Here is a 22526-nt window from a genome sequence, read left to right as displayed (position 1 = left end):
GATATTGCTGTTGTTGACTTTGCTATTTAATTTAATACTTCTTTCAAAAATAATAAGGTGTGCTCCCAGGCACGTTTAGCCATTACGGGGTTATATTCGGCTGACTCGGGATTCGTAAACGTATGTCCCGAATTTGCGTAGGTAATTATTTGCCAGTCTGCTTTTCCTTCATTTAATTCCTTGACCAACCCATCGTAATCTTCTTTTGATACGCTTTTATCGGCTGCTGGGTGCTCAACGAGTACTTTTGTTTTGATCGAACCATTGGGTCTGTCGGCAGCTTTGGATAGGCCTCCGTGGATACTGATCACTGCATTGACGGGGAAGCCGGCTCTCGCTGCTTCTAAGGCTCCTGAACCTCCAAAACAATAGCCGATGACAGCAATTTTCGTCGGATCCGCGCCCTCTTTTTTCAGTTGTTCCAATGCGAGCATTATGCGATGCTGATAAGCTTTATAGTCTGTCTTATAGTGGCCGGCAATTTTCGAAGCTGCGGTGTTGTCCGAGGGAATATTTCCTTCACCGTAGATGTCGGCAATGAACGCGATGTAACCTTCTTTTTCAAGAAGCAATGCAGCTTGTTTCGCTTCGTTGTCAATTCCCTTCCATGCCGGAAGAATTAAGACAGCAGGGCCTTTTTTTGCCCTATTGGAGGTTACCATGCCGTTGAGTTTTTGTTCACCATCCTGGTAAGAAACCTGTTTTAATTGTTGGGCCTGCGTAGTCATGGTGACTATAGTAAGCACCAATAGTGTCATAACTGTTTTCATCTGTTAATAATTTGTTCCACTTATTATTTTGTGTGATCAGAAATGAACCTAATTTGGAGTCCATCTCAACTAAATATAATTTTCAATGTACATTTTTTTCACTGTCGCCAACCTGAAGCTATGACTTGATGGATTCAATGATACCAATAACATCGAGCTGTCCGAGACCTTGATCCTGTGCTTTTCCGTAGGTTTCGAGTAAGGTCTTGAGGAGGGGATAGTCAGCACCGGCCTGTTGAGCCAGTCGAATATCTTTCAGCATAAGGTCTAGCGCAAATGCAGGACTGTAGTTTTCTTCCACCAATAATGGTGTTTTCACTTTTGTTGCCCCACTGCCGCTGGCACTATCGTTGATGATTTCGAGCATATCGCTTCGTTGAATTCCCAGTTTATCTGAAAATAAGATCGTCTCCGCGAGACCTTGGTAAATCGTCGAAAGGAAATAGTTGATCGCAAGTTTAGCGGCAATTCCCTGACCATTTTCGCCGAGATGTTTGATCGATTTTCCCATCTGCTCGAGGTATGGTCGGGCGCGATGAAGGTCTTCGGGATCACCACCGACCATAATAATAAGTGTACCCTCAGTCGCTGGCTTGGTACTGCCGGCAACGGGAGCATCGATAAAAGCAGCGCCTTTTTCTTTTAGCTTAGTGGCTATTGAAATACAGCGTTCACGAGATATTGTACTCATATCGACAAATAATTTGCCCTTGATCTCCCTTTGGAGGATTTTTTCATATACTTCGTTGACTGCTTCATCATTTGTGAGCATGGAGAATATAATATCGCTATGATCGACTAATTCACCTATATCTTCGCTGATAATTGATTGCTCTTCAAAGCCTGCTGCTTTAGCCTTGTTTCTATTGTAAACAGAAAGGGGGAATCCTGCTTTTTCTAGATTTTTAGCCATGGGGTATCCCATGTTTCCTAATCCTATAAAACCTAATTTTTCTATCTTCATCTAAAAATTACATTAATTGCTCTTGAAATTTACGTATAACTAAAGATACAAATGTTTTGCTCATTCCACTAATACCCTAATTTCGTTACGAAGCAGAACTATTTTATCTTCCTGTTCCAGTTTTTTTAAAATTCGGGAGACAACGACTCGGGATGTATTTAAATCGGAAGCGATATCCTGATGCGTAAGGGTGAGGATTCGGTCGTCATTCAGCTTCACTTTGGCTTTTAAATAGTTGATGATGCGTTCTTCCATATTGGAAAAAGCTAGACTATCAACAGCTTGTAACATTTCGTCCATACGGCTTGAATAGCTTGATATGATGAAATTTCGCCAGGAAGGGTATTTTCCCATCCAAAGGTTGACAAGCTCATTTGGAATCATGGCTACAGTCGTTGTTTTTTCTGCGAGCGCACGAATTTCACTTTTTTTATTCCCGAGACAACAGGCTATTGACATTGTACAGGTTTGACCTTTTTCCAGATAGTAGAGCAACAATTCGCCTTTATCTTCATCCTCCCGGACAATTTTTATTGCCCCATCCAAGAGGAGAGGCATCGCCTTGATATATTGATTGGTATCAATGATGAGATCACCTTCACGGAACGTTTTTATATGCGCGTTTTCCGCTATTTCAGCGATTAATTCCGGTTCAAGAATGCCTGTATAAGCTTGTTCTATGGATAACATATTTTTTAAATTAGTTAAAGTTAATTATTTATAGGCTTATTTCAGCTGTTGTGGGAAGAAAAGGACACAGGTAGAAACGACGGATTGAAAGAAACAATTTTTAGCACCGCATGGGGATAAGCTATAAAATCTTGTATGCAATTCATAAAAATCGTAAAATTGATAAATTTTGATTTATTCAAAACAGACAAAATATTATTCTGATTATTTTTGATGTTTTTTCATGAATAGGATGGATATATTGTATTTATTTTATGTATGCTGTATTTTTATTGCCTCTTTTTGCTGAAATTTGCTGTTTTTCTGTGGAAGATTAAAATTTATTCTTTCTGTATAGAGATACTGCATGATATTGGTATTGTTAAAATTAGTTAAAAAGACAATCAATTCCTAATTTTGCGGCACAAAAACAAAACAATCACATCTAACATGAAAAAGTCTTTACTTTTTTTTGCCCTTGTTTTTGCTAGTTATAGTGCCGTTCAAGGTCAAACAGCAAATACTGGTTCAGTTTCAGGAGTTGTCAAAGAAGCTACTGGACAAACGGTTAAAGGAGCAACCATTAAAATTACCCACATCCCAAGTGGACAAGTAGTAAGTGGCTCAGCCGATGCCCAAGGAAAATTTCAAATTTCAAATCTTCAAGAAGGAGGCCCCTACAAAGTAGAGGTAACTTACATTGGCGAAACGCCTGTTGTTTTCGAAAACATCATGCTGAAATCGGGGGAATCGTTGAATATCAATCCAATTTTTACGGCTGGATCTTCAACAAATTTGGATGAGGTTGTTGTTGTCGGTCATGGGGTTATCGATATTGCGGCAGGAAGAAAGACACCTATTGCCGTTTCGACGATCCGTAAGCAGGATTTAGAGGAAAGGGTAGGAGCACAGGATATTACTTCAGCATTAGCTAATACCCCTTCGGTTTATATCACTGGTCAGGCAAAAGGTTTTGGTGAGTCTTCTATGACAACACGTGGTTTTGATCAGTCCAATACAGCATTTTTGTTGAACGGTCAGCCTATCAATGGTATGGACAATGGAAGTGTGTATTGGTCAAATTGGTCGGGACTTACAGATATTGCCTCTTTAGTGCAGATTCAACGTGGTTTGGGATCATCTAAATTAGCGATTTCATCTGTCGGCGGAACCGTAAATTACGTGACACAATCCACTGCAATGAAAGAGGGTGGTTTTGTTCGTACCACTGTTGGTAACGATATGTTTATGAAGGCAACGGTAGGTTACAATACCGGTCTTATGAAAAACGGCTTTGCTGTTTCGGCTATGTTTACGCAGTGGTCAGGTAACGGTTATATGGACCATACAGAAGGTGCTGGACAAAGTTATTTCTTGTCTGTTGGATATAAAGCGAATGAAAAGCACAACCTGAACTTTATGGTAACGGGTGCACCACAATGGCACAACCAAGGCTATACCTCAAAATTGTCTAACTATCTCGCTAATGGCAGACGTTATAACGACAATTATAAGGATGCAAACGGCGTGATGATGAATGCACAAAAGAACTTTTATCATAAGCCAGTAGCCAACTTGAACTGGGACTGGACGATTGATGATAAATCATCTTTGTCAACTGTCGTTTACGCATCGTTAGCTGCTGGGGGTGGCCAATCGCTAAGAAGTGATAAATATAATACAGGCAAATATTTAGCTGCTGATGTGAACAATCACCAATGGTTTGGTATAGTTTCTAACTATAATCGTAAACTTTCAGAATCCTTGAATTTCAATGTCGGTTTTGATGTAAGGGACTATAAAGGTACACACTATCGTAAATTGACAGATCCACTTGGAAATACAAATGGTGTCGTATTAGGTGGTAATGTTAATTTCCCTAATAAGCCATTGGTTACCAATACATACTCAACGAACCCTTGGAAAGCTTTCTCAAGTAAACCTGATTCGCGTGAAGATCGTTTAGCTTGGGATTACAATCAATATATCCGTTACGGAGGTCTGTTCGGTCAATTGGAATATGCGAAAAATGGCTTTACAGCGTTTTTCCAAGGATCGGTTTCCGAACAACAAAACAAACGTTCTGATTATTTTCAATACACACCAGGTAATGAGGATTCTAAAGACGTGAACAATTTTGGCTACAATACGAAGGGTGGTGTAAGTTATACATTGGGACATCATAGTGTTTTTGGTAATGCGGGGTACTATTCCCGTCAGCCTTATCAAAACAATATTTTCATGAATTTTGCAAATGATATTAATGAAAATGCTGAAAATGAAAAAATCCTTGGTTTAGAGGCAGGTTATAAGTTTGCTTCTCGATTCTTGGATGTGAATGTGAATGTTTACCGCACAACTTGGGAAAACCGTGTTACGGGTAGTTCGAGTTTAGCGACGGCAGATGACGTAAAAAAATACAATCCAACAAATGATCCTGGTATTTTGGTCGAAGGTGCCTATTTATATACAACAAATTACGGTGTAAAACAGGTTCATAGCGGGGTAGAAGTTGATTTTGAGGCCCGCCCAATCGAAAAATTAAGCCTAACAGGGTTTTTATCGATAGGTGACTGGAAATACGATGGTGCAGTAAACTCTGTTATACGTAACGATAACCGCGTCGAATTGGGACGTTCTCAGGTTAACTTAACCGGTGAACATGTTGGTAACGCAGCGCAAACTTCTTATGGATTTGGTGCTAAATATAAAGTGTTTAAGGGTTTGTCTGTTGACGCAAACTACAGATATTATGAGCGTTTGTATGCATCGAATTATCGTAGAGAAGTAATAGATGGCCAAACTTATGGACGCTATATGAAATTACCTTCTTTTAATCTTTTGGATGCCGGTCTTTCTTACAATGTCAAAGTAAGTGACAAGAACAGCATGAGTTTCCGTGTTAACATGAACAATGTGTTGAATAAGTTCTATATTTCGGAAGCTACTTCGAGTAACTTGGTGACAGATGTGAACAATACTTGGAATGGTATTGATACTTCCAATTTTGTTTTGATCGGACAGGGTAGAACTTGGAATGCATCTGTGAAATTTACATTCTAATAAGATTTACGTCGAATACAAAAGGCCCACAATTATTTTGAGGGCCTTTTTTTGTTTTTTAATAAAAACTTAATAATTTTAGGTGATCTAATTGTCAACCTGATGTTGCATAAATTAATTTGTCTGGAAAATTTACAGATCGGTACTGTCCATTTTTCTGCTTTTGTTGTTAATTTGGATGGTGGAAATACAGGCTTTGCTTTATTTATTAACCAAGAAAATGACCCAATCTTTATTTTTCGAAAAGAAAAGAAAAATGAGGTATCTTTCCATGTAAATGAAGAGCAATTCTTTTGGATTGTAAAAAACAGCCAGTTTACACCAGGAGAACGTCAAGACTTTTTTGCTGAATTTGTTGAGTTCCTGCGTTTGATGGAAGAGAAGGTTTCCAATTATGTTTTCAAAAAGGAAAAATTAATCAAATTTACAAATTCGAGGGATATTGTCCGCTATAAATATTTATACCTGACAGGTGAAATTAGTTGATAAGAACACCCGATTATAGTACCCGATCTCCCGTTAGATTTCTTTTGTAATGAAATTTAGCTTAGTTTTGGGTATGAAGCATATGTTTTCAAATCTAGCTGTTATTCTACAAAACAATACTTTTGTGGAATCAGATTTTACACTGCCAGTACCCGTACTTCTTGCTAAGTTTTCTTTTTTACCTATTTCATCATTTTTTCCGGAAGCGAGTTCATCTTTTTCCGCTGATTGGCTAGATACCGTCCAACAGAGCGCGATTAGATCTACATTGGAAGGATTTAATGTCGGAATCAGTGGCGATGGCAATCCTGTCGCTTTACTTGAGCAGGCGATTGCTTTGACTAATCATGCACTTGCCTATAGTTATTTGGGGCTTTATTATTTTAAAATAGCGGCATATGACCAAGCTATTGCAACGTTTACAAGCGCAATCGAACAGTATAAAGAGGAACCGTTTTTTTATGCGAGCCGTTGTTTAGTTTATCGACTCATCGATGAAGACGAAGGTGCTTTCTATGATTATCAGATTGCCAAGAGACTGGATTTTAATTACCATAGTGTATTGGAATGGGCGGAGAATCAAGCTGAACTCACTTACTTTGAGGCCGATAATTTGGTTATTCAAGAGCTGGAATCGAAGCCAAAGCAGCTGAGTACTGACGAAATAAATTCATTGGGACTTGAATATGTTCATTGCTATAGCTATCTAAAAGCAATCGGTCTTTATTCTGCTGCTATTGCGGAATCCGATAACAAGGATAGCAACCTGTTTGTTTTTAGAGGAAGTTTGTACCTGAAATTGACCTGTTTTGAATTGGCATTGTCTGATTTCAATCAGGCTATTGCTCTTGATGAGAATCGTTCTGCCGCCTATATATTTCGCGCTAAAGTGTTTGAATCCTATCGTAATTACCAAAGTGCGCTGGAAGACTATGCCAAAGCGGAGGAAATAGATCGTGATTCATCGATCGTATACGAAGAAAGGGCATCTTTGTTTGAGCGGTTGGGGAATTTTGAGGAAGCATTATTGGATTTTGACCGCCTTGTTACGCTCAATCCGGAAGATTTTTATGTGTATTCATTACGAGCCGATTTGAATGAAAAGTTGGAGGATTTACCAGGCGCACTGGCAGATTACTCGAAAGCGATCGATTTGAATCCATATTATTCTGATTTGTATTCATATCGCGCAGCAATTCGCGAAAAATTGGGAGATCCTATCGGGGCAAAAGCCGACCTGGATAAATTCAATGAATTGGAAGATGAATAAAAAAAGTCCACTTTTTGGTGGACTTTTTTTATCTACTGCTTTAACTAGAGCACCCTTTATTTAATGATCCTTTTTATCTTATTGGAACGGGTAATAAGTTTGTGCAATTTGTCATAATCCTCCGTGGCAATAGAATCGTGCAGGGATTGAAGCTGCTTGATATGTTCTTCGAGTACTTCGAGTACATTTTCGCGATTTTGCTTGAAAATAGGTGTCCACATATCGGGCGAACTTTTGGCAAGACGTACTGTAGATTCAAATCCCGATCCTGCCAGCTCAAAGATACGTCCCTGAGATTTCTCTTTTTCCAATACCGTTAAGGCGAGGGCGAAAGAGGTTAGGTGAGAGATGTGTGATACATAAGCAGTGTGTACATCATGTTCGTCCGCATTCATAAAACAGCTGCGCATCTCCAATTGGTCGGTGATGGCATCGGCGATCTCGAAAGCATCCTCATCAGTTTTAAATGCTTCGACATAGACCATCATCTTGCCTTTGAATAAGCCCGGTATTGCAGCCTCAGGCCCCGAATACTCGGTGCCGGCCATGGGATGGGCTGCAACGTAACGCCCCCGGTTAGGGTGATCCTTGATTTTGTTGAGAATATTTGTTTTTGTCGATCCCATGTCAATGACGACCTGATCTGTAACCAAATCCAAGATTTGAGGAACAACATGTAAAATAGCATCGACAGGAATTGTGAGCACCAATACTTTACAGCTCTTAATCGCATCTTCTAAGCTTGCTGTTTCGTCAATGAAGCCGATGTGCATCGCTTTATCTAAGTTCTTTTGACTCTTATCTACACCGATAATTTTGTCGCAGAATTTTGTTTCTTTTAGGCGAATGGCAACTGAGCCGCCGATCAAGCCTACGCCTACAATGGCAATGTTCATATGTAAACAATTATATTAAGCGTATTTTTGTTCAAATGTTATACACCGAACGCTTTATACCCTGGTTGTTTGTCGATCAATTATTCTATCGATAATTTCAAAGCAGTTAAGCTGCCCCGATATCGAATGTCTTAGAAATTATCTTTAATGCGCTGGATTGATTCTTTGAGTACCTCTACTGTGGCACAGAGACTGATGCGTATATATTGATCGCCTTTGTCTCCGAAAATTCCACCCGGTGTAATAAATACCCGTGACTTGTCCAAAACAGCATCGCTTAGCGCATAACCATCCTTGTATTTTTCAGGGATGCGTGCCCATACAAACAGACCTACTTGGTCCTTTTGATAAGAACAGTCCAGCAAATCCATAATTTCATACACCTGTTGACGTCTTTCAGCATAAATTTTGTTTAGATCAGCATACCAGGAGGCATCAAGTTGTAAGGCTTTTGCCGCAGCCAGCTGAACAGGTAAAAACATACCTGAATCCATGTTGCTTTTGAAACGGAGTACTTGGTTTATACGTTCTTCGGCACCCACGAGCACACCAATTCGCCATCCCGCCATATTGGAAGACTTGCTCAGCGAATTCAACTCAATGGCTACATCTTTCGCGCCAGGGATACTCATAATGCTTCTTGGCGTATCTGTCAAAATAAAGCTATACGGATTATCGTGGCAAATCAGGATATTATGCTCTTTGGCAAATTGAATCAGCTCTTGATAAAATGCATCGGGTGCCGAGGCACCTGTTGGCATATGAGGATAGTTTATCCACATCAGTTTAACCTTTGACAAGTCTTGTTTTCTGAGCTCATTTAGATCAATAAGCCAATTTTTCTCTTGTGTAAGATTATAGGTAATTGCTTCAGCACCACTCAATCTCACTGCAGCAGCATAAGCTGGATAGCCAGGATTGGGTATAAGTGCTTGGTCTCCTTCCTGAAGATAGGTCATACAGATGTGTACAATACCCTCTTTTGACCCTATTAAGGGTAATATTTCTGTATTGGGATTAAAAGTCGCGTTATAATAACGTTGATACCAATCTGCAACGGCTTGTCGTAGGGCGGGAGCGCCTTTATAATTTTGATAGCCATGCACATTTGGAAGTTGGGCATTCGTATTTAATGTCTCGATCACCTCCGGGTGTGGGGGCAAGTCTGGACTTCCAATTCCTAGGTTGATTACACGCGCACCCTGTTTGTTTAACTCATCTATTTCTCTTAATTTTTTGGAGAAATAATATTCTTCAGTATGCTGCAATCTTTTGGCAACGTCTATTTGCATTTTATTTTAATAAATTTGGTATTTGAATAAGGCTAAATTAGGGAATTATCTATTAAAAGGAGATTTTTTTATCGATTTTTCAAGCTGAACAAGCTGAATGCTTTAGTCTTGAGATGCAACAATTTTATAGTCCCTTACCAGGATATGCGCTTTTCTTGATTAATTTGTTATTTTTGTTCAATTTCCTCGTCAAAAATCTGAAAGTTAGAGGAGAGACCGACGAATGACTTTTCGTATAAAGGTAATTTGTCTTAGTTCAAAATAAATGAAAACATATTTTAGGCTCTTATCGTTTGCTAAACCCATTGAGAAATTTGCAATCCCATATGTAATTTTCACGTTGATCACGGTTATTTTTAGCACATTGAATTTAGCGTTGCTAGCTCCATTACTCCATACACTTTTTAACGTTGGTAAAGAGACCGCCGAGGTCGTAAAACCAGAAGCTTATACAGACATTCTCGCGTGGTTTAATTACTACGCCAGTGTTGCTAATAGCCAGTTTGGAGCCTATGGTGCATTGAAATACGTCTGTATTGTTATTGTGATCTCCGTATTTATCAGTAATCTATTTCGTTATTTCTGTCAGCGTATTATGGAGAATTTTCGCATTCATACCCTGCTTAAATTGCGCAGAGCAGTGTTTGATAATGTGATGGATCTGCATGTTGGCTATTTTACAGGGCAACGAAAAGGAGATATTGTTTCTAAAGTCGCGTCAGATGTGCAGGTAGTTCAGTATTCTGTTACAGGGACATTACAGGTGGTTTTTAAGGAGCCTCTGCAATTGATCGCTTATATCGTGATGCTTTTTAATATCTCTGCAAAATTGACTTTTTTCTCCCTCTTGGTTATTCCAGTCTCTGCATTTTTTATAGCAAGAATCGTTAAGAATCTTAAAAGTCAGGCGCATGCAGCACAGGAGTCGTATGGAAATATGATTTCCTATTTGGACGAAGCATTATCGGGGATTAAAATTATCAAAGCCTTCAATGCGGTCTCCTTTATTAAGAACAGGTTTCATAATGAGAACGAACGTTATGCAAATATCGGCCGTGATATGGCTAAAAGACAACAGTTAAGCTCGCCTGTTTCTGAGCTACTAGGTGTCATTATGGTCGCAATTATTCTTTTATATGGTGGTCATTTGGTTCTTTCAGGTGACAAGGGGTTAACCGCGCCGGAATTTATCGCCTACATCGCCATTTTTTCACAGGTGATGCGTCCGGCAAAGGCGTTAACAGATTCTTTTAGCGGTATTCATAATGGTCTTGCCGCGGGTGAACGCGTATTGGAACTGATCGATGAAAAGACGGAAGTGAACGATCGTGCCGACGCGAAGCTTGTGAAAAGCTTTGAGAAGAATATCGTATTTAACCAGGTCAATTTTTCGTATAGCAAAGATAAAGAGATTCTCCAGAACATCGATTTGACTATAGAAAAAGGGAAAGTTGTTGCATTGGTAGGGCCTTCAGGTGGGGGAAAATCAACTTTGGTTGATTTGATTCCGCGCTTTATGGACGTCACTGGAGGGCAAATTTTGTTTGATGGTACGGATTTACGGGATTTAAGCCAGGATTCTTTACGGGACATGATCGGTGTCGTTAATCAGGAGTCTATTTTGTTTAATGATACGATCTTCAATAATATAGCATTTGCTAATCTTTCTGCCAGCCAGGAAGAGGTTGAAGCCGCTGCACGGATTGCCAATGCGCATGAATTTATTTTGAAAACAGAACATGGTTATCAGACCAACATTGGTGATCGGGGCGGTAAATTATCGGGTGGCCAACGCCAACGGATCTGTATCGCACGGGCTGTCTTAAAAAATCCACCGATCATGCTTCTTGATGAGGCGACTTCTGCGCTAGATACCGAATCTGAAAAATTGGTACAGGACTCGTTATATAAATTAATGGACAATAGAACAACAGTTGTCATCGCCCACCGCTTAAGTACCATTCAGAATGCAGATAAAATTGTGGTTATTGAAGCCGGAAAGATTGTAGAAGTAGGTAGCCATAGTGAGCTGATACAACGTGAGGGATTATACCGCAAATTAATCGAGATGCAACAATTTACAGATTAGCTTTCTTTTCTAAGAGGTTTGTCAAATTAGTTGTTGTCACATTTTTTATTATAACTTTTGTTGCCTTTTCGGTACATTTGATTTAAGATAGGAGATACATTTAATGAACGCAATAGATAAATTGAATTTCTTGATAAACGACAAAAACTTAGCTGTCGAGTTGAGAGATATAGCGGAGAAAGTTTTGCGAGAGGAGCGTATCACTTTTGAGGAAGGAGTGCTTTTATATGAAAAAGGTGAGCTAGGCTATCTTGGTGTGCTTGCTAACTATATTCGTGAGAGACGCCATGGAGATCATACATTCTTCAATCGTAATTTTCACATTGAGCCGACTAATGTTTGTGTCTATGACTGTAAGTTCTGTTCGTATTCCCGCTTAATAAAAGAACGGGCAGAAGGTTGGGAGATGGAAGTTGATGGCATGATGGATATTGTCAAAAAATATGACAATGAGGCTGTTACTGAGGTTCATATCACTGGAGGGGTTGTTCCTAAACAAAACCTCGAATTTTATGCCGATTTCTTTCGCAAATGTAAGGCGCATCGCCCCGAGTTGCATATTAAAGGACTTACACCTGTAGAGTATTACTATATTTTTAAGAAGGCAAAATTAAGCCATTATGATGGCCTGAAGTATTTGCAATCTTGCGGCTTGGATTCTATGCCAGGTGGGGGAGCAGAAATTTTTCATCCAGAGGTCAGAGAACAGATTGCACATGATAAATGTACCGCCGAACAATGGTTGGATATTCATGAGCAAGCGCATAAGCTGGGAATGCATACCAATGCAACGATGCTGTACGGTCATATTGAGCAGTTTTGGCATCGTGTAGATCACATGGAGCGCTTGAGACAGCTGCAGGATAAGACTGGCGGTTTTCAGACCTTTATTCCTTTGAAATTTAGAAATAAGGAGAACCAAATGTCCCATATTCCCGAGGTATCCGTTATCGAAGACCTAAGGAATTATGCGATCGCTCGAATTTACATGGATAATTTTGATCATATTAAAGCGTATTGGGCAATGATATCGAGAGATACGGCCCAGTTGTCCTTGGCTTTTGGGGTCGATGATATCGATGGAACACTGGATGATACGACAAAAATATACAGCATGGCGGGAGCAGAAGAGCAAAAACCGGGGATGACCACACAAGAGGTTGTCGAGCTGATAAAAAATGTTGGACGCCATCCGATAGAAAGAGATACCCTCTACAATGTGGTGACCGATTATAATGATTTTGTTTTTGATCAAGGTGATCAAAAGAAAAGCTATTATGCATTACCTGTTGTCAATTCATAATCATATCACACGTTGAAAAAGACATTTTATTTTATACGACACGGACAGACTGATCTAAATTTAAAAGGTATTGTGCAGGGACGGGGTGTTAATTCTCCCCTTAACAAGATGGGCATAGCTCAAGCTCAGGCTTTCTTTGATCACTATAAGACAGTGCCTTTTGATAAGATATATACCTCCACTTTATTGCGTACGCATCAAACTGTACAAGGATTTCTTGATTTGGATTTACCTTGGGAACAGCTTGTTGGTTTGGATGAAATAAGCTGGGGAGTTTATGAAGGAAAAGAACAAACACCAGAGTTGCTAACTGGTTTTGAAAAATTGGTCGCAGCATGGCGCAATGGAGAATTGGATGTCAGTATTGAAAACGGAGAGTCTCCTCATGAATTGATGGCTCGTCAACAAGTCGCCTTGGATCATATGCTCGCTCAGGCAGATGAAAAAAACATATTAGTCTGTATGCACGGTCGTGCTTTACGGATTATGCTTTGTCTAATGACTGGTGTTGATGCCCGTTATATGGATGATTTCCCGCATACAAATACTGCTTTATATAAATTGCTGTATGATAATGGTCAATTTGAAATTGTGGACCATTACAATACTGCACACTTAGAAGCATTGATAAATGAATAAAATTAGAGTTTCTGCCGTATCGTATACCAATACTTATCCATTTTTGAATGGAATACGTAAATCGAAAGTGATGGAGCAAATCGACTTGAGCGTTGATTATCCAAGTGCCTGTGCACAGAAAGTAATCGATGATCAAGCTGATATCGGTATTATACCGACAGCTGCCTTATTAAGTCTTCCCGAGTATTATATTAATACCGATTTTTGTATCGGCACAGAAGGTGCTGTTGATTCTGTCTTTATTTTTGCCAATAAGCCTATTGAAGAGGTAAAAACTTTACGTTTGGATAAGCAATCGCGCACGTCAAATGGTTTAGCACGTGTATTGATTAAAAATTATTGGAAAAAGGATGTAGAATTGGTCACTGATGAATCTATAGAGCCAGATGCCTATGTTTTAATTGGGGATCGTACTTTCGGTAAGAAGAATGCAGTACCCTATGTTTATGATTTGGGGGAAGAGTGGTTTAACTTCACCGGATTACCTTTCGCTTTTGCTTTATGGGTAAGTAACAAAAAACTTCCCGACTCTTTTGTGGAACAATTTAATGAAGCTTTAGCATATGGTGTTGAACATGCAACCGATGTGATAGCCGGTCTTCCAGAATTTGAGGGCTTTGATTATACCAAATATCTGACGCAGCATCTTAATTTCCATTTGACAGATAAGAAACGCGAAGCTGTGCAGTTGTATCTCCGGTATTTAAAAGAACTGGATTAACCTGGGGCGCTTGACCTGAACAGGAACCATGACATACCCTGAAAAATTTTAAATCAGAATCGGCAGGTAAGCCTTACACGGCATTGTGAAGGCTTACCTGCCGATTGATTCCCCGGGTGCACTACACCCCTGATAAATTCCCTTTATTTATTGCTTTTGTTTATAACGACTTCGGTAAGGCGTATAACTCCGATTACACCATGTTTGGAATTAAAAGGGTGACAGCACCCTTTTTACAGGGTATTAACAAGGGGTTAATAGGGGTACACCCCTGTTAACCCCCTGTTATACCCCTGCTAACCCCCTGTAATACCCCTGTTAGAGTCAAACATGGTATTAACCAAAAATTAATCAGGTTCCTATAAAAAAAACCACTCATTGAGTGTTTTTTTTATCGGCTTATTTTAACGACAATGCAGGTCCCCTTATGCATTGGAATCACAGTTTGATGATGGATCCGACCTTCGCCACCGAAATAGGTGAGGAGGATCTCTTGACGCGCTAATAACTAGGTACGTCCAATTTTTACTTTACGCCCTTTGATTTTTTGCCCACTAGCCTTATTGATAATAACGGAAGCAAGCTTTCTTTTAACGGCAACATAAGCTACCTTATCTTTCACTTCTATTATACCGATGTCGTCTTTTTCAACACCTTCCAAATGCAGGAGAAAACCTACGATGTCAATTTTATTGACTTTATCTTTTCGTCCAGCACTGATATAAAGTGTGGCGAAAGGTGAATTTTCCGGAAGATCATAGTATTCGGGAAATTCCTCTTCAGGTATTTCCTCCGCTATATAGGGATAGGCTTCTTCAGGCTTTAAGATGACATAGACATCACCCTTTGCCTGCATACGCGCAGTACGTCCATTGCGATGAATAAAGCCATCTTCTTTATGCGGTAGCTGGTAATGAATAATGGCATCAACTTCGGGGATATCCAGCCCTCTTGCAGCCAGATCGGTCGTGATCAAAACATTGTTGGAATGATTACGGAATTTGAGAAGCGCCAGCTCACGATCTTGCTGTTCAAGTCCGCCATGAAAGGTGTCGTGAATAATATTGCGATTGTCCAGCAATTCGCTGATGTGATCTACTGCATCGCGATGATTACAGAAAATAATCATTTTTTTCGTCCCGATCTTGCAGATGAGTTTTAGCAATGCCTCCAATTTCTTTTGAACAGGAGCAACGACCTTTTTTATTGTAATGCGGGGTATGTTTTGGGAGTTATTCAGAAAATCAACAAGAATAGGCTCCTTTATCTGTGTAAATGGCGGGATTACATCCATCATCGTTGCAGAAGTCAATATCCGTGATCTGATGGCCGGTATATGTCGAATAATGAAATCCATTTGATGCTGAAATCCCAGTTCCAACGATTTATCAAATTCATCTAACACAAGGGTATGGACACTGGTCGGATCAAAATTTCCTTCTTCGATATGTTGTTTTATACGTCCTGGAGTTCCGATAATAATTGCGGGAGCATCCTTGAATTCATTTTTTTCGATACGGGTACTATGACCGCCATAGGCACAGGTGACTTTGTGACCTGTGGCCACCTTGCGTAGCACTTGCTCTATCTGTAAGGCAAGTTCGCGGGTCGGCACTAAAATCAGTACTTGAACCTCCTGAACGATGTTCTTCAATTGCGCTAAAATGAGCAATGAAAAGGCCAAGGTTTTGCCAGATCCTGTGGGTGAAAGTAAGATGAAATCATGGTCTTTTTGATACGATTCCACTACTTTTTCTTGCATCTCATTTAAGGATGAAATGCCTAATTTATTTAAAATAGCTTGTAGCTGCATTTGACAAAAATACAAAATACCGCTATCTTGAAAGGAACAAACTAGAATGAAAATTTTTTAGGCATTTTATACCTAAAAAAACAAGGTAATCGGTCTATAAAAGATGATTACCTTGCGCTGATTTGTATCGATATACTGGAAAATGCGGTATAGTTACCGTGTTATTAATTCTTAATAAGTATTGTTTTATAAAATATCAATACCTTCTTGTCTTAGCGTTTCTTTTTTGTCCTCTTCCCAGATACTGACTTGGACTTCTCCAATATGTTGTTTCTTGAGCATAAACATACAGACACGTGATTGTCCGATCCCACCGCCCATAGATTCCGGTAATTGATCATTAAGAAGCATGCTATGGAAAGTCAGTTTGGATTTTTCAGTACAATTTCTGATTTCCATTTGATGTGCCAAGGCTGTTTTATCGACACGGATTCCCATGGAAGAAAGTTCAAACGCTGAATTTAAGATCGGGTTCCATACGAGAATATCGCCGTTCAATCCTTTGTGGCCTGCCTCATTGGCAGTACTCCAGTCGTCGTAGTCGGCTGCGCGTCCATCATGTGCAACACCATTGCTCAGTGCCCCTCCGATACCATATAAAAACACAGCTCCATATTCTTTTGTGATTGTATTTTCACGTTCCTTTGCACTTAGATTAGGATATTTTTGCAGTAGTTCTTCAGCCGAAATGAATGTAATGGTTTCTGGAAGAATCGCTTTTACCTGTGGATACTTGCTTTCAACCTGTTGTTCTGTAAATCGTAACGCATCGTAAATTTTTAATACGGTTTCTTTCAGCAAGGCCAAATTACGTTGATCTTTATCGATTACTTTTTCCCAATCCCATTGGTCTACATAGATCGAATGGATAGGGGTGTAATCTTCATCAGGACGCAGTGCTTTCATGTCTGTCACGATGCCTTCCCCAGGTAACATTTCGAGCTCTTTTAAACGGACTCTTTTCCATTTTGCCAATGAATGTACCACGACAGCTCTTTTTTCATTCAATGATTTAATCGGAAATGATACCGGACGCTCAATTCCATTTAAGTCATCGTTTAATCCTGTGCCGTCTAAAACCACCAATGGTGATGAGATCGGAATTAAATTTAATGCTTTCTTTAGTTGTTGGACAAATGTATCTTTAACGAAGCTGATAGCAACTTCGGTATTTAAAAGTTTTCTTCCCTCCATATGAGTCAAATGAAATACCATGCATGGATTGATACGCATGGTTTTATTTTTTATTCAGTTATTTCATACAAAAGTATGAAAATATCACTGGTTAATCTGTTTGGTTGTGATTTTTAATATTTATCCATTAAAAAGTTGAAAAAATAAAAAAATTCTAACAAAATGAAGGTAGGTCAATATTTAATTATAAAACTAATAATTTGTTGGTGCAACTAAAAGTGTTTGGTTACTTACCAAAAGAGCCCTGAAATATTTCAGGGCTCTTTTGTTTATGGTGGATCGATTGATTGATTAAACGGAGAAGCTTTCGCCACACGCACAGGTCCGGCTCGCATTCGGGTTGTGGAATTCAAACCCCTTTCCGTTCAAACCATCGGAATAATCCAATTCTGTACCTGCTAGATATAAAAATGATTTTATATCCAAACAGACTTTCACGCCTTTATCTTCGAAAAATTGATCACCTTTTTTTTCTTCGTTATCGAAGTTCAGCTTATAACTCAAGCCCGAACAACCGCCACTTTCCACAGCAACACGCACAAAGTAATTGCTGTCATATTGCTCATCCTTCATGATTTCCTCGATACGAGTTTTTGCTTTGTCAGTAACTGTAATCATAGTAATATCCTTTGTATGACACAAAGATACATACAATCTTGTTATATTTCGTCTCCTATAAAGTTTTTAGAATGTCATAAATTAATCGATCAGGCCAGCTTTGAAAAGTTGCCAGATAGGGGATTGATCGCGGATTTTGTGAACCGCTGCTGTGATCAATTGGGCACATTGAATAATTTCCTCTTGAGTCGTAAATATGCTTAAGCTAAAGCGAATAGCCGATAATGCATCTTCTTTGGAGATACCCATAGCCATTAAAACATGGGAAGGTTCCCTGGATCCGGTCACACAGGCCGAGCCCGAGGAAAGGGCCAATGTGGGACAGGTAGTCATTATTTCGCTGGCCAGGATATGTTTAAAACTAATGTAACTGGTGTTTGGTAGGCGGGGTGCATTTTTTCCATGAATGATGATTTCAGGAATCTCACTTAAAATTTCTTCCAATAGATTGCGGTTTCGTTCGACCGAATTATAAACTGCTGGTTTAATCAGAGACATGGCTTTTCCAAAGCCGACGACAGCTGGCACGTTGTATGTTCCGCCTCTAAATCCGCTTTCCTGACCACCGCCCACAATTAATGGGCTAATCTGAATCGGCTTTGATTTTCGACGAATGTATAATGCGCCGATTCCCTTTGGGCCATGAAGTTTATGCGCACTCAGACATAAAATGTCGATAGGGATTTTTTGTAGATCAATGTTGATTTTTCCAACAGCCTGGGTTGCATCACAGAAGAACAAGATATCTTTCTCTGTACAAATCGTAGCAATCTGTGCTAGCGACGTACATACCCCCGTCTCGTTATTTGCGGCCATGATGCAAACAAGTATGGTCTGGGCGCTCATCGCATTTTTCAAATCGTCTATATTGATCATTCCTTGTGCATCGACAGGGAGATAGGTGATCTGAGCTCCTTTTTTCGTCAATTGTTCACAGCAGCTTAGGACGGCCTTGTGTTCTGTTGAAACGGTGACAATATGATTCCCCTTGGATTGATATTTGTCAAATATGCCACAGATTACGGTATTAATACTTTCTGTTGCACCTGAATTGAAAAATAGTTCTTTCGGTGAGCAATTCAGCACTTCAGCTATTTGTCCTCTAGCAAGTTGGATGGCAGCATTGGCTTCGCGTCCCATTTGGTGATAGACACTCGATGCGTTCGCATAATTTTGGATGAAATAGGGAGTCATGGTATTCCATACTTCATCCAAAATTCGAGTTGTTGCGTTGTTGTCCAAATAAATGATATCCTTCATCAGGATAAAGATAAGGATAATGAAGGTTATGCTGAAGCCTTCACATCAACTTCCTTTTTTTTGACATTCGGATCATATCTTAAGCCTGGTGTTAACCAATACATCAGTATGATACGGGAATAGCGGTAGTTGAATGGCGACATTAAAACAACGCTCATGATCGCAACTGTTGCATAGAGTATAAAAGAAGAATCATTGCCTGTCAGGATATAGGTTGCCATACAGGCAGTAACCATTTCGGCGATGGAGAAAGCATAGGTAACATACATGGCACCATAAAAATAACCTGGCTCACGTTCGTAACGAAGTCCACAGTATTCGCAATGGCTATTCATTTTTTGTACTTTCAGACCGTATGCAGGCCCTTGGTATACATGGCCGATTCTGCATCTTGGACATTTTGCTTGCCATGCGGCTTTAAATTCAGATAATTCGTATTTAACCTCTTCCATAGTTATAGTTGTTTTCTGAACTCTTCTGGTGTGAGCCCAGCGGATTTTTTGAAAAATTTAGTAAAGTATGAGTTGTCATTGAATTGCAGCTCATCTGCAATCTCATTGATATTTAAGTTTCGATTGACCAATAGTCGCTTCGCTTCGAGTACAATCCGGTTTCGTATAATTTCACCTGCTGATTGTCCGATGTAGGATTTGCAGATCGCATTCAGATGATTGGGTGTAATAAATAATTGATCTGCGTACACACTGGGCAATTTGGTAGACTTGAATTGCTGTTCAACCAATTGCTGAAAACTATTGAATATTTTGTGATTATATGGCGTACTGTGCTCTTGATGATCCTTTTCTGTAGAAATTGAGATAAACAATATAAATTGGAGCAGAAGTGTACGGATATAGTCTTCCGGCTGTCCTGCCGCTTTTGCGGTAGAAATTTGTTCAAGAATGTGGATAGACTGCTTGCGAAATTGTTCAGCAATAACAAAAATCAACTGCTCAATTTTACTCTGTAAGAAGCTGAAGCGTTCCAGGTAATCGGTTCGTAAGAGAAAAGACTGAAAGTAATCAATGGAAAAATTGACAACATAGCCCTCTTCATCACCCGTAAAATTCCAGGTATGAACTTGACCCGGTACCATAAAATAGATTTGATAAGGTTCAATGTTGTAATGATTGAAATCGATAATGTGTTCTCCTGATCCCTTAGTGAATAGTACAAAATGAAAAAAATTATGTTTGTGAGGAAACACCATATCCTGATGCTTGATGATATATTCTTTTAGATCATCAATATGAATCGTTGTTTTGTTATTGAGATCAATGCTACAACTATCAATAATAGGAATGGTGTTTTTTCTATTCATATAGCAAAATTACGCCAAATATTCTTTTAATAGTGGTGTTTATTTGGTCTTTTGTGGTGTTTTTCAATGATTTTTACATTTTGATGCTGTAGCTGATATGTTGGAACAATCCTTGTGTCTAAAATTTTAAAATATATTAATAAATGGAAAGTAATTTGAATAGCCTAGAAACGAGATTTGGGCGTTTGACAGACATTGTCATTGAGTCTATTCCAGGGATTATTGGGGGGATTATCCTATTGATTCTCGGGAAATATGTGATCAATTTTGTGGATCGCTTATTACATAAACGTTTTGAAAAGAAAAATGTGGATCCTTCGATCCGGGCTTTTATCTCTAGCATCGTCAAGATTGTCATGTGGGTGATGTTGCTTCTTACTGTAGCCAGCCAGATTGGGATTCAGACAACCTCGTTTATTGCAGCGTTGTCTGCTTTTGGATTGGCTGTTGGTATGGCGCTTCAGGGCAGCTTGAGCAATTTTGCTGGCGGAGTGCTCATATTGATGTTTAGGCCTTTTGAAGTAGGAGATTCCATATCGAGTGCAAATGGTACTGCAGGCACGGTAGAAAGGATTGATATCTTGTATTCCACTTTAATAGGGGATGATGGGGTACGTGTTTTTAGCCCTAATGGACCCTTAGCTAATTCGGTTATCAAAAATTATACGAAAATTGTGCAACGGATGTTTGAATATACCATCAGTATCTCTTATGATAAAAACGTGAAAGAAGCGAAAGATATCATATTAAGGGTTCTCCGTTCGAATGAGAATGTGTTGACAAGTCCGGAGCCAACTGTTTTCATCAAAGAATTGGGGGACAGTGCCATGGTTTTGACCGTTCGTGCCTGGACGAAAAGAGAACACTATGTCGCTGCTCGAAACTCGATGCAGGAAAAGATTATGTTGGAGCTGGAAAGGAACGATATTAGTTTATCTTCCAATCCGACGCAGATTAGCATTGTTTCAAATTCAAGTGACCAAGGAACTGCAAAAGCTTAGTCCTGGTCCGTTTCCAATGCATGTATAAGGACAAAGTACCTGTAGGCAATGATAGCCTGCTGGTACTTTTTTAATTTTAACGGATCCATCTTACCGTATTTTGGTAAGATGGCTTTATTTAAGCTATTTAAAAGCTGAAAAAATCTTCGTTTCATTGATATACTTCTTTATTGATAATTTGTGGCATTTTTTCGCCTTTGATTGCTGTCAGTAAGTTGCTGGCGGCCATCAATGCCATATTATCCCTTGTTTCTACGGTGGCAGAGCCGATGTGCGGCAGGATACAAACATTTTCCATCGTTAAGAGTGGGTTTTTTGGATCCATCGGCTCCGGGTCTGTTACGTCAAGCCCGGCTCCCCATAATTGGCCAGTCTGCAGGGCTTCTGTTAGATCCAATTCATTGACCAATCCGCCCCTAGCCGTATTCACTAATATAGCGGAGTTTTTCATGCGCGTGAACGTATTTTTGTCAAACCTGTTTTTAGTCTCCGCAGTCAAAGCTGCATGGATTGAAAGTACATCGCTCCGCGTGAGCAGATCGTCGAAATTAACATATCGTGCGCCAAGAATTTGTTCAGCTTCCTCATTACGGCTCCGATTGTAATAGATAATTTCCATGTTATACGCTGCTTTGGCTTTTCTGGCGAATTCAAAGCCAATTCGTCCCAGTCCATAGATGCCCAGTGTTTTGTTATTGAGCTCGATGCCTAGGTTTGCCGTGGGATCAAAACCTTTCCATTCGCCCTGCAAAATTCTTTTGTGGTTGAAAAATGCTTTCCGCGATACCGATAGCATCAAGAGGAAAGCAACGTCTGCTGTTGCTCCCGAAAGGATGCCCGGTGTATTGCTTACGGGGATTCCATGCTGTGTAGCGGCTGAGATATCCACATTGTCATAGCCGACGCTCATGAGAGATAGGGCTTTTAGGTTGGGGCAGTTTTGGAAAAAATTAGCATCAAACTTTTGCATCCCACCGTTAAGGACGTAGTCGGCCTGTTGGCTAGCTTTGATAAGCTCCGTTTCGGATAGGGGGGTGCTTGAATCGTGTATAGAAATGTCGTGCCCTGCAGATTTTAATAGATCTATGCCTTTTTGTGGAATTTTTTTAGTGATAAATATCTTCATGTAAATAGATGCTGTTTAGTTTGTTGTTGGT

General features: G+C 39.6%; 21 protein-coding genes. 8 read left to right on the top strand and 13 right to left on the bottom strand.

Annotation, left to right across the window (positions count from 1 at the left end; translation table 11 throughout):
* Window positions 1-26 precede the first annotated feature (26 nt).
* From IQ31_RS15825 to IQ31_RS15815, 3 genes are all read right to left on the bottom strand, one after another.
* Window positions 27-770: a dienelactone hydrolase family protein gene (locus tag IQ31_RS15825; protein ID WP_088162246.1), complete on the bottom strand. Its 744-nt coding sequence runs from the start codon at window positions 768-770 to the stop codon at window positions 27-29.
* 118 nt (window positions 771-888) lie between these two features.
* Entirely contained in the window at window positions 889-1734 is an 846-nt protein-coding gene (locus tag IQ31_RS15820) for an NAD(P)-dependent oxidoreductase (protein ID WP_088162245.1), read from the bottom strand.
* Between the two features lie 60 nt (window positions 1735-1794).
* Complete coding sequence (locus IQ31_RS15815) at window positions 1795-2424, bottom strand: Crp/Fnr family transcriptional regulator (protein WP_075993423.1); 630 nt, start codon at window positions 2422-2424, stop codon at window positions 1795-1797.
* Between the two features lie 429 nt (window positions 2425-2853).
* Here IQ31_RS15815 and IQ31_RS15810 point away from each other — a divergent pair, with 429 nt between their 5' ends.
* The 3 genes from IQ31_RS15810 (at window position 2854) to IQ31_RS15800 (ending at window position 7222) form a co-directional block, all read left to right on the top strand.
* Entirely contained in the window at window positions 2854-5466 is a 2613-nt protein-coding gene (locus tag IQ31_RS15810) for a TonB-dependent receptor (protein WP_088162244.1), read from the top strand.
* A gap of 102 nt (window positions 5467-5568) precedes the next feature.
* Complete coding sequence (locus IQ31_RS15805) at window positions 5569-5952, top strand: hypothetical protein (RefSeq protein ID WP_088162243.1); 384 nt, start codon at window positions 5569-5571, stop codon at window positions 5950-5952.
* Window positions 5953-6001: 49 nt separating this feature from the next.
* Window positions 6002-7222 (top strand): tetratricopeptide repeat protein, encoded by a 1221-nt coding sequence (locus IQ31_RS15800; RefSeq protein WP_088162242.1) that lies wholly within the window; start codon window positions 6002-6004, stop codon window positions 7220-7222.
* A 56-nt stretch (window positions 7223-7278) separates the two neighbouring features.
* On the opposite strand, the gene IQ31_RS15795 is transcribed toward IQ31_RS15800, so the two are convergent.
* Both IQ31_RS15795 and IQ31_RS15790 read right to left on the bottom strand, forming a co-directional pair.
* The gene (locus IQ31_RS15795; protein WP_075993419.1) at window positions 7279-8118 is read right to left on the bottom strand and encodes a prephenate dehydrogenase; all 840 of its coding nucleotides are present in this window, start codon (window positions 8116-8118) and stop codon (window positions 7279-7281) included.
* 131 nt (window positions 8119-8249) lie between these two features.
* Window positions 8250-9410, bottom strand: a complete 1161-nt coding sequence (locus IQ31_RS15790; RefSeq protein ID WP_075993418.1) for a pyridoxal phosphate-dependent aminotransferase — start codon at window positions 9408-9410, stop codon at window positions 8250-8252.
* 265 nt (window positions 9411-9675) lie between these two features.
* On the opposite strand from IQ31_RS15790, the gene IQ31_RS15785 reads away from it, so the two are divergent.
* The 4 genes from IQ31_RS15785 (at window position 9676) to IQ31_RS15770 (ending at window position 14162) form a co-directional block, all read left to right on the top strand.
* Window positions 9676-11499 (top strand): ABC transporter ATP-binding protein, encoded by a 1824-nt coding sequence (locus IQ31_RS15785; RefSeq protein ID WP_115050647.1) that lies wholly within the window; start codon window positions 9676-9678, stop codon window positions 11497-11499.
* 103 nt (window positions 11500-11602) lie between these two features.
* A complete protein-coding gene (gene mqnE / locus IQ31_RS15780; protein WP_145328662.1) occupies window positions 11603-12802 on the top strand; it encodes an aminofutalosine synthase MqnE in 1200 nt (399 codons plus the stop codon).
* Between the two features lie 12 nt (window positions 12803-12814).
* Window positions 12815-13441 carry a histidine phosphatase family protein gene (locus IQ31_RS15775; protein ID WP_088162238.1) on the top strand — a complete coding sequence of 209 codons (627 nt, stop codon included), beginning with the start codon at window positions 12815-12817 and terminating at the stop codon, window positions 13439-13441.
* Complete coding sequence (locus tag IQ31_RS15770) at window positions 13434-14162, top strand: menaquinone biosynthetic enzyme MqnA/MqnD family protein (RefSeq protein ID WP_115050651.1); 729 nt, start codon at window positions 13434-13436, stop codon at window positions 14160-14162. The genes IQ31_RS15775 and IQ31_RS15770 overlap by 8 nt, the downstream gene beginning before the upstream one ends.
* 508 nt (window positions 14163-14670) lie before the next feature.
* On the opposite strand, the gene IQ31_RS15765 is transcribed toward IQ31_RS15770, so the two are convergent.
* The 6 genes from IQ31_RS15765 to IQ31_RS15740 form a co-directional block, all read right to left on the bottom strand.
* Window positions 14671-15924, bottom strand: coding sequence for a DEAD/DEAH box helicase (locus tag IQ31_RS15765; protein ID WP_232475563.1), 1254 nt, complete (start codon window positions 15922-15924; stop codon window positions 14671-14673).
* A 237-nt stretch (window positions 15925-16161) separates the two neighbouring features.
* A complete protein-coding gene (gene asnA / locus IQ31_RS15760; protein WP_232475562.1) occupies window positions 16162-17208 on the bottom strand; it encodes an aspartate--ammonia ligase in 1047 nt (348 codons plus the stop codon).
* A 252-nt stretch (window positions 17209-17460) separates the two neighbouring features.
* Window positions 17461-17787 (bottom strand): HesB/IscA family protein, encoded by a 327-nt coding sequence (locus IQ31_RS15755; RefSeq protein WP_046675441.1) that lies wholly within the window; start codon window positions 17785-17787, stop codon window positions 17461-17463.
* An 81-nt stretch (window positions 17788-17868) separates the two neighbouring features.
* Entirely contained in the window at window positions 17869-19047 is a 1179-nt protein-coding gene (locus IQ31_RS15750) for a cysteine desulfurase family protein (protein WP_236590857.1), read from the bottom strand.
* A gap of 26 nt (window positions 19048-19073) precedes the next feature.
* The gene (locus tag IQ31_RS15745; RefSeq protein WP_046675442.1) at window positions 19074-19499 is read right to left on the bottom strand and encodes a DUF983 domain-containing protein; all 426 of its coding nucleotides are present in this window, start codon (window positions 19497-19499) and stop codon (window positions 19074-19076) included.
* 2 nt (window positions 19500-19501) lie between these two features.
* Window positions 19502-20368 (bottom strand): helix-turn-helix domain-containing protein, encoded by an 867-nt coding sequence (locus IQ31_RS15740; RefSeq protein ID WP_115050653.1) that lies wholly within the window; start codon window positions 20366-20368, stop codon window positions 19502-19504.
* A 143-nt stretch (window positions 20369-20511) separates the two neighbouring features.
* On the opposite strand from IQ31_RS15740, the gene IQ31_RS15735 reads away from it, so the two are divergent.
* Complete coding sequence (locus IQ31_RS15735; RefSeq protein ID WP_145328660.1) at window positions 20512-21369, top strand: mechanosensitive ion channel family protein; 858 nt, start codon at window positions 20512-20514, stop codon at window positions 21367-21369.
* Here the strand turns inward: IQ31_RS15735 and IQ31_RS27510 are convergent.
* Both IQ31_RS27510 and IQ31_RS15730 read right to left on the bottom strand, forming a co-directional pair.
* On the bottom strand, window positions 21366-21524 hold the full coding sequence (locus tag IQ31_RS27510) for a hypothetical protein (protein WP_167450500.1): 159 nt from the start codon (window positions 21522-21524) through the stop codon (window positions 21366-21368). The two genes, IQ31_RS15735 and IQ31_RS27510, sit on opposite strands and share 4 nt — an antisense overlap.
* Window positions 21521-22495, bottom strand: coding sequence for a 2-hydroxyacid dehydrogenase (locus tag IQ31_RS15730; protein ID WP_088162233.1), 975 nt, complete (start codon window positions 22493-22495; stop codon window positions 21521-21523). Before IQ31_RS15730 ends, IQ31_RS27510 begins: the two co-directional genes overlap by 4 nt.
* Between the last annotated feature and the right edge of the window lie 31 nt (window positions 22496-22526).

Source organism: Sphingobacterium siyangense (genome assembly GCF_007830445.1).
Classification (GTDB): Bacteria; Bacteroidota; Bacteroidia; order Sphingobacteriales; family Sphingobacteriaceae; genus Sphingobacterium; species Sphingobacterium siyangense.
Note: the sequence above shows the minus strand (reverse complement) of the source record. Positions and strands in the feature narration are given on the sequence as shown.

Bases quoted from the DNA above. Each gene is read 5' to 3' on its own strand.
- IQ31_RS15825 (WP_088162246.1), bottom strand. From the start codon at position 770: ATGAAAACAGTTATGACACTATTGGTGCTTACTATAGTCACCATGACT.
- IQ31_RS15820 (WP_088162245.1), bottom strand. From the start codon at position 1,734: ATGAAGATAGAAAAATTAGGTTTTATAGGATTAGGAAACATGGGATAC.
- IQ31_RS15815 (WP_075993423.1), bottom strand. From the start codon at position 2,424: ATGTTATCCATAGAACAAGCTTATACAGGCATTCTTGAACCGGAATTA.
- IQ31_RS15810 (WP_088162244.1), top strand. From the start codon at position 2,854: ATGAAAAAGTCTTTACTTTTTTTTGCCCTTGTTTTTGCTAGTTATAGT.
- IQ31_RS15805 (WP_088162243.1), top strand. From the start codon at position 5,569: ATGTTGCATAAATTAATTTGTCTGGAAAATTTACAGATCGGTACTGTC.
- IQ31_RS15800 (WP_088162242.1), top strand. From the start codon at position 6,002: ATGAAATTTAGCTTAGTTTTGGGTATGAAGCATATGTTTTCAAATCTA.
- IQ31_RS15795 (WP_075993419.1), bottom strand. From the start codon at position 8,118: ATGAACATTGCCATTGTAGGCGTAGGCTTGATCGGCGGCTCAGTTGCC.
- IQ31_RS15790 (WP_075993418.1), bottom strand. From the start codon at position 9,410: ATGCAAATAGACGTTGCCAAAAGATTGCAGCATACTGAAGAATATTAT.
- IQ31_RS15785 (WP_115050647.1), top strand. From the start codon at position 9,676: ATGAAAACATATTTTAGGCTCTTATCGTTTGCTAAACCCATTGAGAAA.
- mqnE (WP_145328662.1), top strand. From the start codon at position 11,603: ATGAACGCAATAGATAAATTGAATTTCTTGATAAACGACAAAAACTTA.
- IQ31_RS15770 (WP_115050651.1), top strand. From the start codon at position 13,434: ATGAATAAAATTAGAGTTTCTGCCGTATCGTATACCAATACTTATCCA.
- IQ31_RS15765 (WP_232475563.1), bottom strand. From the start codon at position 15,924: ATGCAAGAAAAAGTAGTGGAATCGTATCAAAAAGACCATGATTTCATC.
- asnA (WP_232475562.1), bottom strand. From the start codon at position 17,208: ATGCGTATCAATCCATGCATGGTATTTCATTTGACTCATATGGAGGGA.
- IQ31_RS15755 (WP_046675441.1), bottom strand. From the start codon at position 17,787: ATGATTACAGTTACTGACAAAGCAAAAACTCGTATCGAGGAAATCATG.
- IQ31_RS15750 (WP_236590857.1), bottom strand. From the start codon at position 19,047: ATGAAGGATATCATTTATTTGGACAACAACGCAACAACTCGAATTTTG.
- IQ31_RS15745 (WP_046675442.1), bottom strand. From the start codon at position 19,499: ATGGAAGAGGTTAAATACGAATTATCTGAATTTAAAGCCGCATGGCAA.
- IQ31_RS15740 (WP_115050653.1), bottom strand. From the start codon at position 20,368: ATGAATAGAAAAAACACCATTCCTATTATTGATAGTTGTAGCATTGAT.
- IQ31_RS15735 (WP_145328660.1), top strand. From the start codon at position 20,512: ATGGAAAGTAATTTGAATAGCCTAGAAACGAGATTTGGGCGTTTGACA.
- IQ31_RS27510 (WP_167450500.1), bottom strand. From the start codon at position 21,524: ATGAAACGAAGATTTTTTCAGCTTTTAAATAGCTTAAATAAAGCCATC.
- IQ31_RS15730 (WP_088162233.1), bottom strand. From the start codon at position 22,495: ATGAAGATATTTATCACTAAAAAAATTCCACAAAAAGGCATAGATCTA.